Source organism: Embleya sp. NBC_00896 (assembly GCF_045207785.1).
Taxonomy (GTDB): Bacteria; Actinomycetota; Actinomycetes; order Streptomycetales; family Streptomycetaceae; genus Embleya.
The window spans coordinates 2,385,921-2,406,884 of sequence record NZ_CP108776.1 but is presented as its reverse complement, the minus strand read 5'-3'; the positions used below and the strand labels follow the sequence as shown (position 1 = coordinate 2,406,884).

Here is a 20,964-nt window from a genome sequence, read left to right as displayed (position 1 = left end):
TCGCCAATGGCCGTTTTGCCGCGGCCCATAACCTTTTGCGAACGACTGTCTCGGCCCGTCTCAGTCCCGGGTCAGCTCGTCCGCGAGCAGGTCCATCAGCAGCGCGTCCGACCAGATGCCGTCGTGGCGGTCGTGCCAGTACCGCCGCAGCAGACCGACCGGCTTGAACCCGACCTTCGCGTAGGCCGCGATCGCCGGCGCGTTGCGCGCGTCCGGGTCGATGGTCAGCCGGTGGTGGCCGCGCTCCGCGATCAGCCACCGCGCGAGCGTCCGCACCGCGTCCGTGCCGTGGCCGTGGCCGTGCACGTCCGGTGCCAGGAAGACGTCGATGCCCGCGTGCCGGTAGTCCGGCTCGTTTTCCTCGGTGGCCTGGATCATCCCGACCACCCGATCACCCAGCACGATCGCGAAGTGGAACTCCTCGTCGTTCGTGAGGTCGCCCTCGATGTCGTCCCACGTCCACCACCGCGCGACCGCGTCCGTCGCGAGGATCTTCGCGAAGACCCCGGCGTCCGCCACGACGGCCGGCCGCAACACCACCCGGGCACCCTCGAGTCTGTCCATGCCCTCATTCCACCCGCCGCGGCCGATTCGCTCAACCGACATACGCGTGCGCCCCCGCCGACGAATCGGCGGGGGCGCACGCGTATGTCGGTGGCGGTGTGCGGTCAGCTCGCGTCGAGGACCAGCTTGCGCACGTACTCGACCGCCTCGGCGACCGGGACCAGGGCCTTGTCGCCGGTGGCGCGCGAGACGACCTCGACGTTGCCCTCGGCCAGGCCGCGGGAGCCGACGGTGATCCGGAACGGGATGCCGACGAGCTCGATGTCCTTGAACTTCACGCCGGGGCGCTCGGCGCGGTCGTCCAGGATCGTGTCCACGCGCTGCCGGCGCAGGTCGGCGTAGATCTCCTCGGCCGTCGTGCGCGACTTCTCGTCGTCGACGTCCAGGAGCGCGACCGCGACCTCGAACGGCGCCACGGCCACCGGCCAGACGATCCCGTTCTTGTCGTTGTGGGTCTCGACCACGGCGGCCATCGCGCGCTCGACGCCGATGCCGTAGCTGCCCATGATCGGCGTGACCCGCTCGCCGTCCGCGCCGAGCACGTTGACGCCGAGCGCCTCGGTGTACTTGTAGCCCAGCTTGAAGATGTGCCCGATCTCGATGGTCTGCTCGACCTCCAGACCGGTGCCGCACTTGGGGCACGGCTCGCCCGCCACGACCTCGCGCAGGTCGGCCCAGGTGCCGACGGCGATGTCGCGCGCGATGTCGACGCCGCGCACGTGCACCTTGTCGATGTTGGCGCCGGTCGTCATGTCGCGCCGGCCGCGCAGCGCCTCGTCGGCCAGGATCGGCAGGTCCTGCACGCCGACGCCGCCGAGGCTGCCCGGATAGGCGCCGAGCGCGGCCTTGATCTCGTCCGGCGTGGCCGGACGGACATCGGTCGAGCCGGTCGTGTCGATCAGCTTCTGCTCGACGAGCGCGTGGTCGCCGCGCATCAGGACCAGCGTGAGCTGCCCGCCGACGACGTAGACCAGGGTCTTGATCTGCCGGTCGGCGGCGACGCCGTGCGCCTTGGTCAGGTTCTCGATGGTCTTGATGCCGGGGGTGTCGAACCGCTCGGGGGCATCGAGACCGGCGCCGTCCTCGATCGCCGCGAGGGTGGACGTGGCCTTCTCCACGTTCGCCGCGTAGTCGCAGTTCGGGCAGTGCACGACGAGGTCCTCGCCGGCCGCCGAGGGACACATGAACTCGGTCGAGCCGCTGCCGCCCATCGTGCCGCTGGACGCCTGCACGGCGATCGCCGGGATGCCCAGCCGCTGGAAGATCCGCACGTACGCCTGGCGGTGCGCCTCGAACGACCGGTCCAGGCCCTCGGCGTCCAGGTCGAAACTGTACGAGTCCTTCATGGTGAACTCGCGCACCCGGATCAGCCCGCTCTTGGGCCGCGGCTCGTCCCGGAACTTGGTCTGGAACTGGTACCAGGTCTGCGGCAGGTCGCGGTAGGAGCTGAGCTCCTGGGCGAGGGTCGTGAAGATCTCCTCGTGCGTCATGCCCAGCGCGAGATCCGAACCCTTGCGGTCCTTGAGCCGGAACATCTCGTCGCCCATGACCTCCCAGCGGCCGCTCTTCTGCCAGATCTCGGCCGGGTGCATCGTCGGCAGGATCATCTCCTGCGAGCCGATCCGGTTCATCTCCTCGCGGATGATCGCCACGACCTTCGCGCGCACCCGCACGGCGAGCGGCAGCAGCGAGTAGTGGCCGGCCATGAGCTGCCGGATGAATCCCGCGCGCACGAGCAGCCGGTGACTGACCGCGTCGGCGTCGGCGGGGTCCTGACGGAGGGTGGGTACGTACAGCTCGGACCAACGCATGAGACCGTGGCGACCTAACGACTAGAGGTGATGGGCGGGGCGACCTGCATTCTAAAAGCCGCGGGACGTTCGACCGCCCGACTTTTGACCCGGCCGGAAAGTCTGGCAGAATGGCCAGCTGAGTACCCGGGGCATTGCCGGACCCTCTCTCCGCATGCTTACCGTGTCCACGATCAGCCGAGCCTCATGTCCCCACGTGAATGTCGGCTGTTCACCCACGTCAAGATGCAGGAGACACCACTCTCGTGGCAGTCAAGATCAAGCTGAAGCGCCTGGGCAAGATCCGCGCGCCCCACTACCGCATCATCATCGCCGACGCCCGCACCAAGCGTGACGGTCGGGCGATCGAGGAGATCGGTATCTACCACCCGATGGAGAACCCCTCGCGCATCGAGGTCGACTCCGAGCGCGCGCTCTACTGGCTGGGTGTCGGCGCGCAGCCGACCGAGCCGGTCGCGCACATCCTCAAGCTCACCGGTGACTGGCAGAAGCACAAGGGTCTGCCGGCCCCGGCGCCGCTGCTGGTCGCCGCCGAGAAGGCCGACAAGAAGTCGCTCTTCGAGGCCGCCGCCCGTGAGGCGATGGACGAGCCCAAGGACGGCGCCACCACGCCGAAGGCCAAGAAGGAGAAGAAGGTCGAGGCCGCCGCCGAGACCGAGACTCCGGCCGTCGAGGGCGAAGCCGCCGCCGAGACCGCAGCTGACGAGGGCTGACCGGTGCTCGAGGAAGCCCTCGAACACTTGGTCAAGGGCATCGTCGAGCATCCGGACGAGGTCAAGGTACGGGCGCGCAATCTGCGTCGCGGCCGCATTCTCGAGGTTCGGGTACACCCCGAAGACCTCGGGAAGGTCATCGGCCGCGGTGGTCGCACCGCGCGTGCGCTGCGCACCGTCGTGACCGCGCTCGGCGGCCGGGGAGTCCGCGTCGACCTGGTCGACGTCGACCAGGTTCGCTGACGACGTACCCGGACATCACGTCCAACCGGGAGCTGCCCGGCGGAGTCATCCGCCGGGCAGCTTCTTGGCATTTCCGGGACCGGTTCGCCCCACCGGTACCCGGTGGTTTTCTTCCCGCGGTTTTCCCGTCAGAGATTGAGGAGTCGTAGGTGCAGCTTGTCGTCGGCCGTATCGGCCGGGCACACGGCATCAAGGGCCAGGTGACCGTCGAGGTCCGTACCGACGAGCCCGAGCTGCGGCTCGCGCCTGGCGCGGTGCTGATGACGGACCCGCCGTCGGTCGGTCCGCTGACCATCGCCGACGGCCGCGTGCACAGCGGGCGTCTGCTGCTCACGATCGAGGGCGTGACCACCCGCACCGGCGCCGAGGCGCTGCGCAACACGCTCCTGATCGCCGAGATCGACCCCACGGAACTCCCCGAGGACCCCGAGGAGTACTACGACCACCAGCTGGTCGGCCTCGACGTGGTCACCGCCGACGGCGAGGCGGTCGGCGAACTCGCCGAGGTCGTCCACCTGCCGTCCCAGGACCTGCTCCTGGTCCGCCGGCCGGACGGGCGCGAGGTGATGATCCCCTTCGTGCACCAGATCGTTCCGGAGATCGACCTGGAGAACCAGCGCGCGGTGATCACTCCGCCGCCCGGCCTGCTCGACGCCGAGAACGCGGTGCTCGCGGTACCCGATCCCGAGCCGGGGGAGGCGGCGGCCGAGCCGCGGAAGCCGAAGAAGACGAAGCCCAAGAAGCTGACGGCCGCGGAGCGGGCCGAGGCGAAGGCCGCGGCGCGGGCCGCCGGGGCGAAGACCGGATCCGCGCCCGCGTCGAAGTCCGAGGCGAAGTCCGCGTCCGAGTCCGAGCCGAAGTCGGAGCCGGAGAAGGACCCCTCGTGAGGATCGACGTCGTCACGATCTTCCCCGAATACCTCGCGCCGCTCGACGTCTCGCTGGTCGGCAAGGCGTGCGCCAAGGGCCTGCTCGACGTGCACCTGCATCAGTTGCGGGACTGGACGTACGACGTGCACAAGACCGTCGACGACACCCCGTACGGCGGCGGCCCCGGCATGGTCATGAAGCCCGAGCCGTGGGGCCTGGCGCTCGACGCCGTGCTCGCGCAGGGCGAGAGCCCGGCCGCGTCGGTGCCGCGGATGATCGTGCCCACCCCGTCCGGGCGGCCGTTCACCCAGGACCTCGCGGTCGAACTCGCGGACGAGCCCTGGCTGCTGTTCGCGCCGGCCCGGTACGAGGGCATCGACCGGCGGGTGCTCGACGAGGCCGCGACCCGGATGCGCGTGGACGAGGTCTCCATCGGCGACTACGTGCTCGCGGGCGGCGAGGTGGCGGTCCTGGTGATGGTCGAGGCCGTCGCGCGACTGCTGCCCGGCGTGCTGGGCAACGCCGAATCGCACCGCGACGACTCGTTCGCCCCCGGCGCGATGGCCAACCTGCTCGAAGGGCCGGTGTACACCAAGCCCGCCGAGTGGCGCGGGCGCGCGGTGCCGCCGATCACGGTGTCCGGCAATCACGGCGCGATCGCCCGATGGCGGCGCGACGAGGCGCTGCGGCGGACGGCCGCGCACCGGCCCGATTTGATCGCGCGGATCGACCCGGCGGCCGTGGACAAGAAGGACCGGGCCACCCTCGCCGAGCTCGGCTGGGCGGAGCGGGACGGCCGGTTTCATCAGGTCACCGCACCTGTGGCAGACTGAGACGCTGTTGCCATGTCCTGTTCCGGACCGGGTTCCCCGGGAGCCGGACGGCACCCCTGCCACAGGGGGAGCGCCACACGGGACGGCAGCCCCCTACTTGTAACCACGAATCCCGTGGGTGACCTGTGGCACCCGCGAGAAAGCGACGCGAGATGAACAAGCTCGATTCCATCGATGCCGCATCCCTGCGGGACGACGTCCCGGACTTCCGCCCCGGTGACACCCTCAAGGTGCACGTGCGAGTCATCGAAGGCAACAAGTCCCGTGTCCAGGTCTTCCAGGGCTTCGTCCTGCGTCGCCAGGGTGACGGCGTCCGCGAGACCTTCACCGTCCGCAAGGTCAGCTACGGCGTCGGCGTGGAGCGTACGTTCCCGGTGCACACCCCGGTGATCGAGCGGATCGAGCTCGTCAGCCGCGGCGCCGTCCGTCGCGCGAAGCTCTACTACATGCGTGACCTGCGCGGCAAGGCCGCGAAGATCAAGGAGAAGCGCACGGACCGTCCGAGCCGCTGACCCGGACGTTCCACCCGGGGTGCCTCGGCCATGTCGAGGCGGCCCGGACGCTAGGCTCGTTCGTGATGGACGACGCAGAGCAGAGCAAAGGCCGTGCCTCCACGGCGGAGGAATCCGCCGGTACCTCGTCCACCGAGGTCGTGGAGGCACGGCCTTCGCGTGTTTCGGGGCAGGCGCACGGGTCGGGCGCTTCGGATGTTTCGGACGAAGCCGGCGGCGACGACGAGCCCGGGAGATCCGACACTCCGGTCGGGGTGGCCACCTTCGACCCGGTGAAGGGGTCGGCGAAGGAGTCGGCGGGCGCGGCCGAATCCGCGGCGGCGAACGCGGACGACGTGCTCGTCGCGGACGACGCCGAGAGCTCCGAGGACGCCGAGAGCTCGGATGACGCCGAGGACACCGACGAGCCGGCGGCCGTGCCGCGGCGGCGCCGGCGGATGCCCGCTTGGGTCGAACTGCCGCTGCTGGTCGCGGTCGCGATGGTCATCGTGCTCTCGGTCAACTCGTGGGTGGCCCAGCCGTTCGTGATCCCGAGCGGATCGATGGAGAACACGCTCCAGGTCGGCGACCGGGTGCTGGTCAACAAGCTCGCCTATCGCTTCGGGGACATCCGGCGCGGCGACATGATCGTGTTCGACGGGCGGGGCTCGTTCACCCCCGACGACGCCGACAAACCGAATCCGGTGTCGAGCGCCTTCCGCAAGCTGGGCGGGATCTTCGGCTTCACGAACCCCGACGACAGCGACTTCGTCAAGCGCGTGATCGGGGTCGGCGGTGACGTCGTCAAGTGTTGTGACGCGCAGGGGCGGGTCACCGTCAACGGCGTCCCGCTCGACGAGGGCGATTACCTGTATCCGGGCGACCAACCCTCGAAGTTCCCGTTCGAGGCCGAGGTGCCCAAGGGCAAGTTGTGGGTCATGGGCGACCACCGCAGCAACTCTGCCGACTCGCGCGACCATCTCGGCGACCCGGGCGGCGGGATGGTGCCCGAGGACCGGGTGATCGGGCGCGCGGAGTGGATCATCTGGCCGTTCGGCCGGATCCAGGGCACGGATCGACCGAAGACCTTCGAGCGGTCGGACTTCGACCGCCGTGGGTAAACGCGGCAAGCCCAAGGGGTCGCCCCGTGCGGCGCGCGCGGCCGCGAACCCCGCGGGGACGAGCGTCCCGGCCGCGTCCCCGGCGCCTCTGGGCGCGGTGGCGGTCGGCGAGGTCGAGCCGCCGATCGCGGCGCCCTCCGTCGAGGTCGGCACCCACGCGCGGCGTCGGCGCGGACGGCGCTCGCGGCGCAAGGACAAGAAGCCGGTGCCGCTGTGGCGCGAGTTGCCGATGCTCGCGGTGATCGCGCTGGCGCTGGCGCTGCTGATCAAGACCTTCCTCGTGCAGGCGTTCTTCATCCCGTCGGGCTCGATGGAGCACACCATCGATGTGGGCGACCGGGTGCTGGTCGACAAGTTCTCGCCGTGGTTCGGGTGGACCCCGGAGCGCGGCGAGGTCGTGGTCTTCAAGGACCCGGGCGGCTGGCTCGACAAGAAGCCGGCGGACGACCCGCCGCCGGTGCTCAAGCAGTTCAAGCAGGGCCTGGTGTTCGTCGGAATGCTTCCCTCCGACGACGAACAGGACCTGATCAAGCGCGTCATCGGGGTCGGCGGCGACACCGTGGCGTGCTGCGACCCGTCCGGACGGGTCACCGTCAACGGTGTCCCGCTCGACGAGCCGTACCTGTACAAGGGCAACGCGCCGTCCGAGCGGCGGTTCAGCGTGACCGTGCCCAAGGGGCGGCTGTGGGTCATGGGCGACCACCGCGGTGACTCGGCCGACTCGCGGGCACATATGGATCGGCCCTTCGGGGGCACGATCTCCCAGGACGACGTCGTCGGTCGGGCGTTCATGGTGGCCTGGCCGTTCGGGCGGGCGCATCGCCTGCCCGTTCCCGATACGTTCGAGAACAAAGCTCTGTCGGTTGCGATTCTCCCGTCCACCCCGGTCGTTATGGGGATGGTGGGTGCGGTTCCGATGGTCCTGCTACGCCGACGTGTACGCTCGCGCCGGCGCATGCCGGACCCTTGTGGTCGACATCGACCCGGCGACGTGCGCGGCACGGGTCGGAAATCATCAAGACAGAGCTGTGGGCGGCCGGTGGACAGCCCTGACCGGTTGCCGTGTGGCCTGCACGGGTACGAGGAGGCGCCGTGGGGGAAGTCGTGATCGGAGCGCGATCCGCTGGTGGAGACGACGATCGTGGGCGGGAGCCGCACGAGCGGCATCCCACCGACGCGCCGCATGATCCCGGAGCGCCACCGACGGAACCAACGAGCGGGGGCGGCCCTTCGCAGTCGCCCGATCTGGTGAAACGACCAGGGAGCAGCGCCGCGCCCGAGAGCGCGCCGATCTTCCCGCCGGCGGGCCCGACCCCCGTACCGGGCGGTCCCGGCGACGGCGCACCCCCCGGCGCGGACGGGCCCGGCGGCCCCGGCGGAGCCGGCGGCTCGGGCGAACCCGAGGACTCCGGCGACGACGAGGGCGCCTCGGCGTCGGGCGAACGCCCCAAGAAGAAGGGGTCGTTCTGGAAGGAACTGCCACTGCTCCTGGTGATCGCGATCGTCCTGGCGCTGCTGATCAAGACCTTCCTGGTCCAGGCGTTCTCGATTCCGTCGGAGTCGATGGAGAACACGATCAAGGTCGGCGACCGGGTTCTGGTGAACAAGTTCTCGCCGTGGTTCGGCGCCGAGCCCGAGCGCGGTCAGGTCGTGGTCTTCCACGACCCGGGTAACTGGCTCCAGGAGGCCCCGAAGCAGTCGGACAACGCCCTCGTGCGCGGGCTGCAGAAGGGCATGTCGTGGGTCGGCCTGATGCCGTCCGCGGACGAGAAGGACCTGATCAAGCGGGTCATCGGGGTCGGCGGCGACCGGGTCCAGTGCTGTGACGCGCAGGGCCGGTTGATGGTCAACGGCAAGCCCCTGGACGAGAGTTCGTACCTCAAGAAGGGGGTGGCCCCGTCGACGAAGACGTTCGACGTGACCGTTCCCAAGGGCCGGATCTGGCTGATGGGCGACAACCGCGACAACTCCTCCGACTCGCGCTACCACATGGACCAGGACGGCGGCGGGACCGTCGACAAGGACCAGGTGATCGGGCGCGCGTTCACGGTGGTGTGGCCGCTCAACCGGATCCACGGGCTCGGCGTGCCGGGCACGTTCGACCAGCCCGGGCTCGGGCTCGACGTGATCGGCAACACGCCGCTTGCGGCCGGGCTCGTCGGGGCGGTACCGCTCGTGCTGTGGCGCCGTCGACGCGCCGGCGCACCGGCGGCGCGGGTGTCCACGCGCGACGCCTCGGGCGCGCCGCCGGCCTGAGGATCGGCCCCGGCGAACGGCCGGATCGCCCGGGATCCCGATCCCGGGCGATCCGGCCGTTCGCGGTTCGGGGCACAATCCGTGGATGACGACTCAATCCGTGTCATGGCCCGGGGACGTGCCGGAGCCGGTTCCGGACTATCCCGCCGACCTGGCCCCCGACCTCGAACGGCGCGCCGTGCGCGTCGTGCTGCTGGACCCCGACGACCGCGTGCTGCTGTTTCGCACCCGGGTGCCGGAATCCGATCCGTCGGACTGGTGGGACCTGCCGGGCGGTGGGCTCGACCCCGGCGAGACCTACGTCGAGGCGGCGGTGCGCGAGATCCTGGAGGAGACCGGGCTGCGGATCGCGCCCGGCGACGTGGGACCGCCGACCTGGCGACGCAGCGTGACGTGGGTACGACCGGGGCACAGGCGGGTACAGCACGAGTTCGTGGTCCTGGTTCGGGTCGCCGAGTCGGCCCCCGCGGTCTGCGAGGACCGGTCGCAGTGGACGGCCGACGAGCTCGCGGAATACCAGGAGGCGCTCTGGTGGCCGGTGGCGGATATCGCCGCCGCGCCGGTGCGCTTCTACCCCGGGCGGCTGCCCGAACTGCTTCCGGCCTTCCTGGCCGGCGAGCTGATCGACGAGCCGTTCGAGTGGTGGAACGACTGAGTTCGGCGTGGCGCCGGAGTGGTCGGGACGGTTGTGCCATGGTGCGCCGGTGGTCCTGCGGGCCGCCGGTACACAATGGGAGACGACAGCGAAGCGCAGGAGCGAGGGGCGCGCATGAGTGCGGAAGATCTCGAAAAGTACGAGACCGAGATGGAGCTGCAGCTCTACCGCGAGTACCGCGACGTCGTGGGTCTCTTCAAGTACGTCATCGAGACGGAAAGGCGCTTCTACCTCACCAACCAGTACGAGCTGCACGTGAGGTCGGCCGACGGGGAGGTCTTCTTCGAGTTGTCCATGGCGGACGCGTGGGTGTGGGACATGTATCGACCCGCACGTTTCGTGAAGAATGTCCGGGTTCTCACCTTCAAGGACGTCAACGTCGAGGAACTGACCAAGAGCGAGTTCGAGATGCCCGCCGGGAACGAAGGGTTCGGCAGCTGAGCGATCCCGCTTTTCCACAACCGCCGGGTTGTCCACAGACTGCCTAGGATTCGCGCTCGACACCTCCGGCTCCGACATCGTCGGAGCCGGAGGTGGTCGTTGTGGGGATCGGTACGGGTGGTGCGGGCGGGCGTCCGGGGCGGTCGCGGAACGGGGCGGTCGGGCGGTACGGAGAGCGGGTCGCCGCGCGGTACCTGGTCGAGCAGGGCATGGCCGTGCTCGACCGCAATTGGCGTTGCCGGGACGGCGAGATCGACATCGTCGCGCGGGACGGGCCCACGCTCGTGGTGTGCGAGGTCAAGACCCGGCGGGCGGGCGGGTTCGAGCATCCGCTGGAGGCGATCGGGGCGGTCAAGACCGAGCGGCTCCGGGTGCTCGCCGAGCGCTGGCTGCTCGCGCACCCGCTCGGCGGGCCGCCGGGGCGCGAGGTGCGGATCGACCTGGTCGCGGTGGTGCCCGCGGCGAGCGGGGCCGCGCACGTCGAACACGTCCGAGGGGTGTGTTGACCATGGGCTTCGCGCGCACGCGCTCGGTCACCCTGGTCGGGGTGGACGGTGTGGTCGTGGAGGTACAGGCCGATCTGGAACCGGGCGTCACCACGTTCACGCTGGTGGGACTGCCCGACAAGACGCTCGTGGAGTCGCGCGAGCGGGTCCGCGCGGCGGTGGTCAACAGCGGCGAGGAGTGGCCGCAGCGGCGGCTCACGGTGGGCCTGTCGCCCGCGACCGTGCCCAAGACCGGCTCGGGCTTCGACCTGCCGATCGCGGCCGCCGTGCTCGCCGCGGCGGGGGTGCTCGACCCGCGCGCGATCGAGGACCTGGTCATGGTCGGCGAGCTGGGTCTGGACGGCCGGCTGCGGCCGGTGCGCGGCGTGCTGCCGGCGGTGATGGCGGCCGCGGCGGCGGGGTGCACGCGGGTCGTGGTGCCGGCGGTCGCGGCCTGCGAGGCCGAATTGGTGCCCGGGGTCACGGTGCACGGCGTGCTGTCGCTGCGGCACCTGCTGGCGCTGCTGCGGGGCGAGCCGGTGCCGGCCGAGGAGCGGGCGGTGGCCGACATCGGCCTCGGCCCCGATCCGTTGGCGGTGGCCGGCGCGCTGTTCGCGGGGCCCGCGCCGGCCGGGGCGGAGCCGGCCGATCTGGCCGACGTCGCGGGCCAGGATCGGGCCCGCCGGGCCCTTGAGGTGTGCGCGGCCGGTGGGCACCATTTGTTCCTCCTGGGCAGTCCCGGCGCGGGGAAGACGATGCTGGCGGAGCGGCTGCCCGGCATCCTGCCGCCGCTGGACGGCCCGGCCTCCCTGGAGGTGAGTGCGGTGCACTCGATCGCCGGGACGCTGCGCCCCGACCTGCCGCTGGTGACGACGCCGCCGTTCTGCGCGCCGCACCACAGCGCGACGATGCCCGCGATCGTGGGCGGCGGGAACGGCATGCCCCGCCCCGGCGCGGTCTCGCTCGCGCATCGGGGCGTGTTGTTCATGGACGAGAGCCCGGAGTTCAGCGGGCGGGTGCTGGACGCGCTGCGGCAGCCGTTGGAGTCCGGCACGGTCACGGTGGCGCGCAGCGGCGGGATGGTGTGCTTCCCGGCCCGGTTCCTGCTGGTGATGGCCGCCAATCCGTGCCCGTGCGGGCGGTTCTCGGGGCGTGGGCTCGACTGCACGTGTTCGTCGCTGATGCGGCACAAGTACCTGTCCCGGCTGTCCGGGCCGCTGATGGACCGGATCGACGTCCGGGTCACCGTGGACGCGGTCTCGCGCGCCGAGCTGCTCGCGCCGGAGGGTGCCGGGGAGCGGTCGGCGGTGGTGGCCGGGCGGGTGCGCGCGGCCCGGGAGCGGGCCGGGCGGCGGCTGGCGGAGACGGGGTGGTCGGTCAACGCCGAGGTGCCCGGGCGCGAGCTGCGCACGCGCTGGGCGGTCGCGCCGGACGCGCTCGACCGGGCCGCGCGGGACATGGAGCGCGGCCTGCTGACCGCGCGCGGCCTGGACCGGGTGCTGCGGGTCGCCTGGACGATCGCGGATCTGCGTGGCCACGATCGGCCGAGCCGGGCCGACGTGGACGCCGCCCTGGAACTGCGGACCGGGATCGTGCGGGGCGACCCGCCGGCCGACGCCGGCAGCGGGGAGGGTGGGCCGTGACCGGGCCCGACGTGCTGCCGTGGCCCGCTCCGGACCCGGCGGAGCGGGACGCCGCCGAGGAGCGGGTGGCCCGCGCGGCGCTGACTCGGCTGGTGGAGCCGGGGGACGCGGTGTTCGGGCTCGCGGTGCGCCTGCACGGCGCCGGTCGGCTGCTGCGCGACCTGCGCGGGCAGGGCGCGCTGCCGGTCGAGCTGGCCCGCCGGGACCCGCCGGGCTACCGGGTCCGGCTCGATGCGCGCGACCCGCAGGAGGACCTGGCGCGGATCGCCGCGCTCGGCGGCGCCTTCGTGGTTCCCGGCGACCCGGGGTGGCCCACCCAGCTCGACGACCTCGGGGACGCGCGGCCACTGGGGCTGTGGGTCCGCGGCGCGGTGCCGCTGCGGCTCGCGGCCGTGCGCTCGGTGGCAATCGTGGGCGCGCGGGCCTGCAGCGACTACGGCGCGCACGTCGCGGCGACGCTGGCCGCCGACCTGGCCGAGGCGGGCTGGACGGTCGTCTCCGGGGGCGCCTACGGGGTCGACGGCGCCGCGCACCGGGGCGCGCTGGTGGCGGCCGGCGCCACGGTCGGGGTGCTCGCGTGCGGGATCGACGTGAACTACCCGCGCGGGCACGAGCGGCTGCTCGCCCGGATCGCCGACGAGGGCGTGCTGGTCACCGAGCTGCCACCGGGCAGCCACCCCACCCGATACCGGTTCATCGAGCGCAACCGCGTCATCGCCGCACTGACCCGGGGCACCGTCGTGGTCGAGGCGGCGGTGCGCAGCGGTGCGCTGATCAGCGCCCGGCGGGCCGCGCTGCTCGGGCGGCACGTGATGGGGGTGCCGGGGCCGATCGGCTCGCCGCAGTCGGCCGGCGTGCACGCGCTGCTGCGCGAGCCGGGATCGGTGCTGGTCACCCGGGCGGCCGAGGTGATCGAGCAGGTGGGAGCGATCGGGGACGACCTGGCGCCGCCGCTGCTGGGCCCGGTGCGGCCCGGGGACGACCTCGCCCTCGAGACCCGGCGGGTCCTGGACGCGGTGCCGTTCCGGGGCGGGCTGCCGGCGGCCGTGATCGCCCGCGAGGCGGGCGTGGCGCCCACCGCGACCCGGCGGCACCTCGCGGTCCTGGCGGGCCGCGGGCTCCTCGATCGCACCACGAAGGGGTGGCGTCGCCGTGGCGGTGCTTGACCTGGGGCGGCAATGATCATCACCGTGAGAGGAGGCCCATTCGAGGAGGTGCGGTACCCCGTGACCGACGAGAGCGCGTCCCAGGAAGCCCGGCACCAGACGGCGTGGCCCGATCCACCCGGATGCCCCGGACCGGGCCTGGCCCGCCCGGACCGCCCCGAGGCCCCCGATCCGGCCGCCGGAGCCCTCCCGGCCCCCGCCGACACGCCCGTACGGCTCCGCGACCTCGTGCTTTCGGCGGCGCCGTGCGCGACGGACGCCCGGGCGGGTGAACTTGTCGGGCCGGATCGAGCCGACGGCGACCGGGCGCGCGCCGTGGTGCGGATGCTCGGTCGGGGCGCGAGGGCGCGCACGGCGACGATCGCCTCGCTCGCCCCGCGCGCCCGCCATCGGTGGATCACCGCCGATCGGCCGCGCCCGACGGCCCCGACCGCGGCCGATCCGCCGCGGTCGGCCCCGCACGCCCCCGGCTCGGCCGGCGCGCGGTGGGCGCACTCGCCCGGTGTGAGCGCGCCGGCGCGCCCGAAGCGCCCGATCCCGGCCCGCGCGGACCGCGACGCGACGACGCGACCCATCCGATCGAGGGTGACGCGGATCTTCGTAGCGTTCAGGAGTCGTCCGGTCACGCTACGCTCGCGAAGACCCAGATTCACCCGAACGTCTCCGTGGAACGACTCAAGGCCACGTATGCCCAAGCACACCCCAGGGCGTAAGAGCGCCACAGCGGCCGCGTCCGAGAACGGACCGGCCGTCACCGTCGAGGACGGTGGCGCTTCCAACCGCGCGCTGGAGAACCTCTGGAGCGATTTCAAGCGCTCGGGGGATCCCACCCTGCGGGAACGCCTCATCCTGAATTACTCGCCGCTCGTGAAGTACGTCGCCGGGCGCGTCGGCGTCGGTCTTCCGGCCAACGTGGACCAGGCCGACTTCGTCTCGTACGGAATGTTCGGCCTGATCGACGCGATCGAGAAGTTCGACCTCGACCGCGCGATCAAGTTCGAGACGTACGCGATCAGCCGCATCCGCGGCGCGATCATCGACGAGTTGCGCGCGCTCGACTGGATCCCCCGATCGGTCCGACAGAAGGCCCGCGCGGTCGAACTGGCGTACGCGGGCCTGGAGGCCAAGCTCAATCGCACGCCCTCGGAGGTCGAGGTCGCCCACGAGATGGGCATCGCCCTGGAGGACCTGCACGCGATCTTCAGCCAGCTCTCGCTGATCAACGTGATGGCGCTCGACGAACTCCTGCACACCGGGCAGGACGGCGGCGACCGGCTCAGCCTCGTGGACACCCTGGAGGACACCACCGCCGACGACCCGGTCGAGGTGGCCGAGAGCCGCGAGATGCGGCACCTGCTCGCCCGGGCCGTCAACGCGCTGCCCGAACGCGAGAAGACCGTCGTCACGCTCTACTACTTCGAGGGCCTCACGCTGTCCCAGATCGGCCAGGTGCTCGGGGTCACCGAGAGCCGCACCTGCCAGATCCACACCAAGGCCGTGCTGCAACTGCGCGGCAAGCTTTCCGATGCCCGGTGAACCCCGTCCCTCCGCCGTTCCCGTCCCGTCGTCGTCGAATGTCGGCGCGATTCCTTAATGTGGACAAGTGGACAGCACATCGGCAGGTTCGGCAGAGCAGCGGTCGGGGCACGGACGATACGGATCCGAGGACCTCGCCCGATGGGTCCCGGAGCCCAACAAGCGGCCCGGGCGCACCGCCTTCGAACGCGACCGGGCCCGCGTGCTGCACTCCGCCGCGCTGCGCCGGCTCGCCGGCAAGACCCAGGTCGTGGTGCCCGGCGAGACCGTCGCCGCGGGCCAGGACAGCCCGCGCACGCGACTCACCCACTCGCTCGAATGCGCCCAGATCGGCCGTGAGCTCGGCCAGGCCCTGGGCTGCGACCCCGACCTCGTCGAGACCGCGTGCCTGGCCCACGACCTCGGCCACCCGCCCTTCGGCCACAACGGCGAACGCGCGCTCGACGAGGCGGCCAAGCCCTGCGGCGGCTTCGAGGGCAACGCGCAGAGCCTGCGCCTGCTCACCCGGCTCGAACCCAAGACGTTCGGCCCCGACGGCGGCAGCGTCGGCCTCAACCTGACCCGCGCCGGCCTGGACGCGGTGCTCAAATACCCGTGGCCGCGCCGCGCGGACACCCACTCCTACGGGGCCTACGACGACGACCGCGCGGTGTTCGACTGGGTCCGCGAGGGCGCCGACCCGCAGCGCCGCTGCCTGGAGGCCCAGGTCATGGACTGGTCCGACGACGTGGCCTACTCGGTGCACGACCTGGAGGACGCGGTCCAGTCGCACCGCCTCGACCTGGTCCGCCTGCGCGACCCGGGCGAGCGGCGCGAACTGCTCGACCTCACCGTGCTCCGCTACCGCCCCGACTGCGAGGCCGACGAGCTCGGCGAGGCCCTGGACCGCCTGCTCGCGCTCGACTTCTGGCCGGTCGGCTACGACGGCTCGCGACACGCCCAGGCCCGGCTCAAGAACGCCACGAGCGGGCTGATCGGCCGCTTCTGCATGGCCGCCGAACACGCCACCCGCGAGGTGCACGGCGCCGAACCGGCGACCCGCTACGCCGCCGACCTGATCGTCCCGCGCGACATCCGACTCGAATGCGCCGTCCTCAAGGCCGTCACCGCGCGCTACGTGATGGCCCGCGAGGGCGCCGAACGGCTGCGCGAGCGCCAGCGCATGGTGATCACCGAGCTGGTCGACCTGCTCGCGACCGGCGCCCCCGACTGCCTCGACGCCTCCCTGCGCGCCGACTGGACCGACGCCGCCGACGACGCCGCCCGGCTGCGCGTGGTCGTCGACCAGGTCGCCTCGCTGACCGACCGCGCCGCGCTCACCCTGCACGCCGCGCTGAGCGCCCGATGACCCGCCCCGACGACCGGGGCGACGACCGGGGCGACGACCCGCCGGTCGCCGCCACATCGCGTCGACCGCACCCGTAGACTCGACGATCGTGGCCGGCCGTATCCGTGAAGAAGACGTCAGGCGGGTCCGCGAGACGGCACGCATCGCGGAAATCGCCGAACAACACCTGCAACTCCGCAACGCGGGCGGAGGAAACTTCAAGGGGCTGTGCCCCTTCCACGACGAGAAGTCCCCGTCTTTCCAGGTCAGCCCGGCCAAGAACCTCTGGTACTGCTTCGGCTGCGGCGAAGGCGGCGACGTTCTCGACTTCGTCATGCGCCTGGACCACACGACCTTCTCGGAGACCGTCGAGCGGCTCGCGCAGCAGTACGGCATCGAGCTGCGCTACGAGGAGGGCGGCTACACCCCGGGCCGCCAGCAGGGCCGGCGGACCCGGCTCGTCGAGGCGCACAAGATCGCCGCACAGTGGTTCACCGACCAGCTCGGCACCCCCGAGGCCGAGACCGCGCGGCGCTTCCTCGCCGACCGCGGCTTCGAACAGGAGGCAGCCGAGCGGTTCTCGCTCGGCTACGCGCCCAAAGGCTGGGAGAACCTGGTCCGATTCCTGCGCGGCAAGGGCTTCACCCCGCAGGAGATGCTCGAAGGCGGCCTCGCCAGCGAGGGCCGCAACGGCCCGATGGACCGCTTCCGCGGCCGGCTGATCTGGCCGATCCGCGACATCACCGGCGACGTCATCGGCTTCGGCGCGCGCAAGCTCTACGACGACGACAACGGCCCCAAGTACCTCAACACCCCCGAGACGCCGATCTACAAGAAGTCGCAGGTCCTGTACGGCCTCGACCTCGCCAAGAAGGAGATCGCCAAGTCCGGCCGCGCCGTCATCGTCGAGGGCTACACCGACGTGATGGCCTGCCACCTCGCCGGTGCCGGCACCGCGATCGCCACCTGCGGGACGTCCTTCGGCGACGAGCACATCAAGGTGCTGCGGCGCCTGCTGATGGACTCCGGCGAGTTCCGCGGCGAGGTGATCTTCACCTTCGACGGCGACGCGGCCGGCCAGAAGGCCGCGCTGCGCGCGTTCGAGGAGGACCAGAAGTTCGTCACCCGCACGTTCGTCGCGGTCGAGCCGCGTGGCCTGGACCCGTGCGACCTGCGCCTGGAGCACGGCGACGAGGCCGTGCTCGGGCTGATCGACGCCCGCGTGCCGCTCTTCGAGTTCGCGATCAAGAGCCGCATCGAGGGCCACGACCTGTCCACCGTCGAGGGCCGCGTGGCCGCCCTCGACGCGGCCGCGCCGGTCATCGCCGGCATCAAGGACCAGGCGCTGCGGCACACGTACGCGGTCCGACTCGACTCGATGCTCGGTTTCCTGGACGAGAAGTTCGTGGTCGGCCGGGTCGCCCAGGTCAACCGGTGGCAGCGCGAGCGCGCCGCGCGCGGCGGCCCGGGCCAGGTTCCGCACCAGAGCCAGGGCGCCCCGCAGCACGGGCAGCAGGCACCGCCGGCGCAGCGCCCGGCCGGCTTCCGGCCCGACCCGCGCGACTCGCGCCAGGCCGTCCAGCGCGAGGTGCTCAAGCTCGCGCTCCAGGCCCCCGCGCTGGTCGCGCCCGCGTTCGACCACTACGAGGCCGACGAGTTCACCGCCCCGCCGTACGCGGCCGTGCGCGCCGCGATCGCGGTCGCCGGCGGCGTCTCGTGCGAGGCGGCGCAGACCTCGAACTGGGTCGGCGAGGTCCGTGCCGCGGCCCCCGACGACATCGTCCGGCACATGGTCACCGAACTGGCCGTGGAGAGCATGCACCGCACCGCCGACGCCGACCGGGCCTACGCCGACGGCAACCTGGTCCGGCTTCGGGTGTTCTCCGCCGAGCGCCGGATCGCCGACGCCAAGTCGCGCCTGCTGCGCATCGACCCGGTCCGCGAGGCGGAGCAGTACGCGCAGGTCTGGCAGGAACTGAACACCCTGGAGACGTACAAGCGCGCCCTCGTCGACCGAGGCGCGGAAGCGCTGTACGCCCCCGGCACCTGACCCGGACGCCGCACCCGCCCGTACCCCCGCGACTTTTCCGCTCCGGACTCTCGGCTACGGACCCCCTCGTAGAGCAGACTGGGGAAGGTGCATCGGCACACCAGAGGGGGGAAAACGCCCGGCGGCCACCCCGCCCATACGGATCGGACGGATGAGCCTGTACCGGGCGCGGCCACCGTCCCCACCGAGAACGCCACCCCAGGAACCGCGCCACCCGCGACATCCGGCCGGGACACCCCCGAGCCGGCCGACGGCGAACCGGACGACGCCCCGCGACTGGACGAACCCGGCGGCTCGTCCGCCGACCTGCTGCGCCAATACCTGCGCGAGATCGGCCGGGTGCCGCTGCTCAGCGCCGCGGACGAGGTGGATCTGGCCCGCCGCGTCGAGGCGGGGCTGTTCGCCGAGGAACGCCTGCTCGACAGCCCGCCCGCCGACCCCGTGGTCCGCGACGCGCTGGCCACGCTCGTCGGGGACGGCGCGGTCGCCAAGCGCCGACTGATCGAGGCCAACCTGCGCCTGGTCGTGTCCATCGCCAAGCGCTACGTCGGGCGTGGTCTGGGCCTGCTCGACCTGGTCCAGGAGGGCAACCTCGGGCTGATCCGGGCGGTCGAGAAGTTCGACTACACACGTGGCTACAAGTTCTCCACCTACGCCACGTGGTGGATCCGCCAGGCGATGAGCCGGGCGCTGGCCGACCAGGCCCGCACGATCCGGGTCCCGGTGCACGTGGTCGAGTTGATCAACCGGGTCATCCGGGTCCAGCGCCGACTGCTCCAGGAGCGCGGCGAGGAGCCCACCGCCGAGGACGTCGGCGCGGTGCTCGACCTCACCGCCGCACGGGTCACCGAGATTCTGCGGCTCGCCCAGGAGCCGGTGTCCCTGCACACCCCGGTGGGCGAGGACGAGGTCCTGCTCGGCGACATCGTCGAGGACACCGACGCGACGTCCCCGGCCGAGGCCGCCGCCTCGCTCATGCTGCGCGAGCATTTGGCGGCCCTGCTGTCCACGCTCGGCGACCGCGAACGCCAGGTCGTCCAGCTCCGATACGGGCTCGCCGACGGCGAACCGCACACCCTGGAGGAGATCGGCCGGGTCTTCGGGGTGACGCGTGAACGAATACGTCAGATCGAGTCACGCACGCTGTCCCGCCTCCGTGAACGCTCCTACTCCGAGCAACTCCGGGGCTATCTCGACTGATCCCGACAGACCAAGCATCTGATCCCGACAGTCCGAGCGCCCGTCTGCTGTCAGAATTCGCCCATGCCGACAAGCTCGACTCCCACCCTCGTCGCCGGGGTGCATTGCTCAGCGCGCCAGTTGCGCATCCTCGTTTGCGACGCCGCGACCGGTACGCCCCTGCGCCAGGGGCGCGCCGCGTACGCCGAGGGCGCCGCGACCACGCCCGGCGCGTGGCTGCGAGCCTTCGGCGAGGCCGCGGCCGGCGGACTCCTCGACGGCGTGGCCGCGATCGGGGTGGCCGCGCAGAACCACGGCGCGGTGCCCCTGGACGGGCAGGGGGTGGTGCTCACGCATCCGCTGCCCGACGACGACCACGGGGCCTCCGGCGCCGCCGCGGACCTCGTGGACTCGCTCGGCGGCCCCGCCGCCTGGACGGCCGCGACCGGCTCGGTGCCGGGATCGTCGTCGGCGATCGCGCAGCTGCGCCGGTTCGCGCGCTTCGAACCGGACGCGGTGGCCCGGATCGCGTCGGTGCTGCTGCCGCACGACTGGGTGACGTGGCAGCTGCTCGGCTGCCCGCCGGACGCGGTCACCGACCGCGCGGACGCGTCCACCACGGGTTACTACGCGACCACGGGGGAGTGGCGCGAGGACCTCCTGCACCTCGCGATCGGCCGGGTGCCGCGCACGCCGATCGTGCTGCCGCCGGGCAGCGCCGCCGGGCGGACCCCCGAGGGCGTGCTCGTCTCGGCGGGCACCGGTTCCGAGGCCGCCCTCGCGCTGGGCGCGGGTCTGGCCGACGGCGACGTGGTGGTGGCCCTGGGGACGACCGCCACGGCCTTCACGCCGCACCCGGTGTCGGTGGTCGACCCGACCGGCGTGGTGGGCTCGTACGCGGACGCCACGGGTCGGTACCTGCCGCTTGTGCGCACCCTGAACGCGGCGCGGGTGCTGCGCGGCACCGCCGCGATGCTGGGGCTGGACGCCGACGAGTTCGACCGGGCCGCGCTGGAGTCCACGCCGGGCGCGTCCGGGCTGGTCCTGCTGCCCTATCTCGACGGCGAGCACATCCCCGACCTGCCGCACGCCGCGGGCACGCTCACCGGCCTGCGCCAGGAGAGCATGACCCCCTCGGCGCTCGCGCGCGCGACGGTGGAGGGCACGCTGTGCGGGCTCTCGGACGCGCTCGACGTGCTGCGCGACCGGGACATCGCGGTGGAGCGGCTGATCCTGGTCGGCCCGGGCGCGCGCTCCGCCGCGGTGGAGGCGATCGCGCCGGCGCTGCTCGGTCTGCCGACCGCGGTGCCCTCGGCGGCGCTCGCCGGGCGCCACGTGGCGCAGGGCGCGGCCCGGCAGGCGGCGTGGGCGCTGTTCGGGGTGCTGCCGGCGTGGCCCTCGGGGGTCGGCGAGTTCATCGAACCCGACGAGGACGCGCTCGCGCTCGGCGACGCGGTTCGGGCGCAGTACCGCGAGGTGCGCGATCGGTTGCACCCGGGTGCGGTGGCGCCTCCGCGCGAAGGGGTGGAAGCGGGTGGGCGGCACCGTCGGGGGTGAACCCGTGGGGCCGGGCTCGGGGCC

20 protein-coding genes are annotated in these 20,964 nt (G+C 72.3%); 18 read left to right on the top strand and 2 right to left on the bottom strand.

The features are described 5' to 3' along the window. Positions 1-60: 60 nt before the first annotated feature. Both OG928_RS10710 and OG928_RS10705 read right to left on the bottom strand, forming a co-directional pair. Entirely contained in the window at positions 61-564 is a 504-nt protein-coding gene (locus OG928_RS10710) for a GNAT family N-acetyltransferase (RefSeq protein ID WP_406282207.1), read from the bottom strand. Between the two features lie 104 nt (positions 565-668). Then, positions 669-2,375, bottom strand: a complete 1,707-nt coding sequence (locus OG928_RS10705) for a proline--tRNA ligase (RefSeq protein ID WP_406282204.1) — start codon at positions 2,373-2,375, stop codon at positions 669-671. A 245-nt stretch (positions 2,376-2,620) separates the two neighbouring features. On the opposite strand from OG928_RS10705, the gene rpsP reads away from it, so the two are divergent. The 18 genes from rpsP (at position 2,621) to OG928_RS10615 (ending at position 20,940) form a co-directional block, all read left to right on the top strand. After that, complete coding sequence (gene rpsP, locus OG928_RS10700) at positions 2,621-3,088, top strand: 30S ribosomal protein S16 (protein ID WP_406282201.1); 468 nt, start codon at positions 2,621-2,623, stop codon at positions 3,086-3,088. A gap of 3 nt (positions 3,089-3,091) precedes the next feature. Continuing rightward, complete coding sequence (locus OG928_RS10695; RefSeq protein ID WP_020553237.1) at positions 3,092-3,331, top strand: RNA-binding protein; 240 nt, start codon at positions 3,092-3,094, stop codon at positions 3,329-3,331. A 149-nt stretch (positions 3,332-3,480) separates the two neighbouring features. Continuing rightward, the gene (rimM, locus tag OG928_RS10690) at positions 3,481-4,218 is read left to right on the top strand and encodes a ribosome maturation factor RimM (protein ID WP_406282198.1); all 738 of its coding nucleotides are present in this window, start codon (positions 3,481-3,483) and stop codon (positions 4,216-4,218) included. Further along, on the top strand, positions 4,215-5,033 hold the full coding sequence (trmD, locus tag OG928_RS10685) for a tRNA (guanosine(37)-N1)-methyltransferase TrmD (RefSeq protein WP_406282195.1): 819 nt from the start codon (positions 4,215-4,217) through the stop codon (positions 5,031-5,033). Before rimM ends, trmD begins: the two co-directional genes overlap by 4 nt. 152 nt (positions 5,034-5,185) lie before the next feature. Continuing rightward, positions 5,186-5,545 (top strand): 50S ribosomal protein L19, encoded by a 360-nt coding sequence (gene rplS, locus OG928_RS10680; RefSeq protein WP_406282193.1) that lies wholly within the window; start codon positions 5,186-5,188, stop codon positions 5,543-5,545. Between the two features lie 254 nt (positions 5,546-5,799). Then, positions 5,800-6,645, top strand: a complete 846-nt coding sequence (lepB, locus tag OG928_RS10675) for a signal peptidase I (protein WP_406282190.1) — start codon at positions 5,800-5,802, stop codon at positions 6,643-6,645. Beyond that, positions 6,638-7,753 carry a signal peptidase I gene (gene lepB, locus OG928_RS10670; RefSeq protein ID WP_406282187.1) on the top strand — a complete coding sequence of 372 codons (1,116 nt, stop codon included), beginning with the start codon at positions 6,638-6,640 and terminating at the stop codon, positions 7,751-7,753. Before lepB (OG928_RS10675) ends, lepB (OG928_RS10670) begins: the two co-directional genes overlap by 8 nt. A gap of 140 nt (positions 7,754-7,893) precedes the next feature. Continuing rightward, on the top strand, positions 7,894-8,901 hold the full coding sequence (lepB, locus tag OG928_RS10665) for a signal peptidase I (RefSeq protein ID WP_406282184.1): 1,008 nt from the start codon (positions 7,894-7,896) through the stop codon (positions 8,899-8,901). Between the two features lie 85 nt (positions 8,902-8,986). After that, positions 8,987-9,556 carry an NUDIX hydrolase gene (locus tag OG928_RS10660; RefSeq protein ID WP_406282181.1) on the top strand — a complete coding sequence of 190 codons (570 nt, stop codon included), beginning with the start codon at positions 8,987-8,989 and terminating at the stop codon, positions 9,554-9,556. Positions 9,557-9,670: 114 nt separating this feature from the next. Continuing rightward, on the top strand, positions 9,671-9,997 hold the full coding sequence (locus tag OG928_RS10655; protein ID WP_406282178.1) for a DUF2469 domain-containing protein: 327 nt from the start codon (positions 9,671-9,673) through the stop codon (positions 9,995-9,997). A gap of 101 nt (positions 9,998-10,098) precedes the next feature. Then, entirely contained in the window at positions 10,099-10,503 is a 405-nt protein-coding gene (locus OG928_RS10650; RefSeq protein WP_406282175.1) for a YraN family protein, read from the top strand. A 2-nt stretch (positions 10,504-10,505) separates the two neighbouring features. Further along, the gene (locus OG928_RS10645; protein WP_406282172.1) at positions 10,506-12,125 is read left to right on the top strand and encodes a YifB family Mg chelatase-like AAA ATPase; all 1,620 of its coding nucleotides are present in this window, start codon (positions 10,506-10,508) and stop codon (positions 12,123-12,125) included. Then, entirely contained in the window at positions 12,122-13,291 is a 1,170-nt protein-coding gene (gene dprA / locus OG928_RS10640) for a DNA-processing protein DprA (protein ID WP_406282169.1), read from the top strand. Before OG928_RS10645 ends, dprA begins: the two co-directional genes overlap by 4 nt. Before the next feature lie 687 nt (positions 13,292-13,978). After that, on the top strand, positions 13,979-14,827 hold the full coding sequence (gene whiG, locus OG928_RS10635) for an RNA polymerase sigma factor WhiG (protein WP_406282166.1): 849 nt from the start codon (positions 13,979-13,981) through the stop codon (positions 14,825-14,827). Positions 14,828-14,894: 67 nt separating this feature from the next. Next, positions 14,895-16,175 (top strand): deoxyguanosinetriphosphate triphosphohydrolase, encoded by a 1,281-nt coding sequence (locus OG928_RS10630; RefSeq protein WP_406282163.1) that lies wholly within the window; start codon positions 14,895-14,897, stop codon positions 16,173-16,175. Positions 16,176-16,263: 88 nt separating this feature from the next. Further along, a complete protein-coding gene (dnaG, locus tag OG928_RS10625; protein ID WP_406282160.1) occupies positions 16,264-18,204 on the top strand; it encodes a DNA primase in 1,941 nt (646 codons plus the stop codon). A gap of 87 nt (positions 18,205-18,291) precedes the next feature. Next, positions 18,292-19,404: an RNA polymerase sigma factor gene (locus tag OG928_RS10620; RefSeq protein WP_406282158.1), complete on the top strand. Its 1,113-nt coding sequence runs from the start codon at positions 18,292-18,294 to the stop codon at positions 19,402-19,404. A gap of 63 nt (positions 19,405-19,467) precedes the next feature. Further along, positions 19,468-20,940, top strand: a complete 1,473-nt coding sequence (locus OG928_RS10615; RefSeq protein ID WP_406282155.1) for an FGGY-family carbohydrate kinase — start codon at positions 19,468-19,470, stop codon at positions 20,938-20,940. The last annotated feature ends 24 nt before the right edge of the window (positions 20,941-20,964 follow it).

Excerpts from the sequence above, each read along its gene's own strand:
- OG928_RS10710 (WP_406282207.1), bottom strand. The coding sequence starts at position 564 with ATGGACAGACTCGAGGGTGCCCGGGTGGTGTTGCGGCCGGCCGTCGTG.
- OG928_RS10705 (WP_406282204.1), bottom strand. The coding sequence starts at position 2,375 with ATGCGTTGGTCCGAGCTGTACGTACCCACCCTCCGTCAGGACCCCGCC.
- rplS (WP_406282193.1), top strand. The coding sequence starts at position 5,186 with ATGAACAAGCTCGATTCCATCGATGCCGCATCCCTGCGGGACGACGTC.
- OG928_RS10660 (WP_406282181.1), top strand. The coding sequence starts at position 8,987 with ATGACGACTCAATCCGTGTCATGGCCCGGGGACGTGCCGGAGCCGGTT.
- OG928_RS10655 (WP_406282178.1), top strand. The coding sequence starts at position 9,671 with ATGAGTGCGGAAGATCTCGAAAAGTACGAGACCGAGATGGAGCTGCAG.
- OG928_RS10645 (WP_406282172.1), top strand. The coding sequence starts at position 10,506 with ATGGGCTTCGCGCGCACGCGCTCGGTCACCCTGGTCGGGGTGGACGGT.
- whiG (WP_406282166.1), top strand. The coding sequence starts at position 13,979 with ATGCCCAAGCACACCCCAGGGCGTAAGAGCGCCACAGCGGCCGCGTCC.
- OG928_RS10615 (WP_406282155.1), top strand. The coding sequence starts at position 19,468 with ATGCCGACAAGCTCGACTCCCACCCTCGTCGCCGGGGTGCATTGCTCA.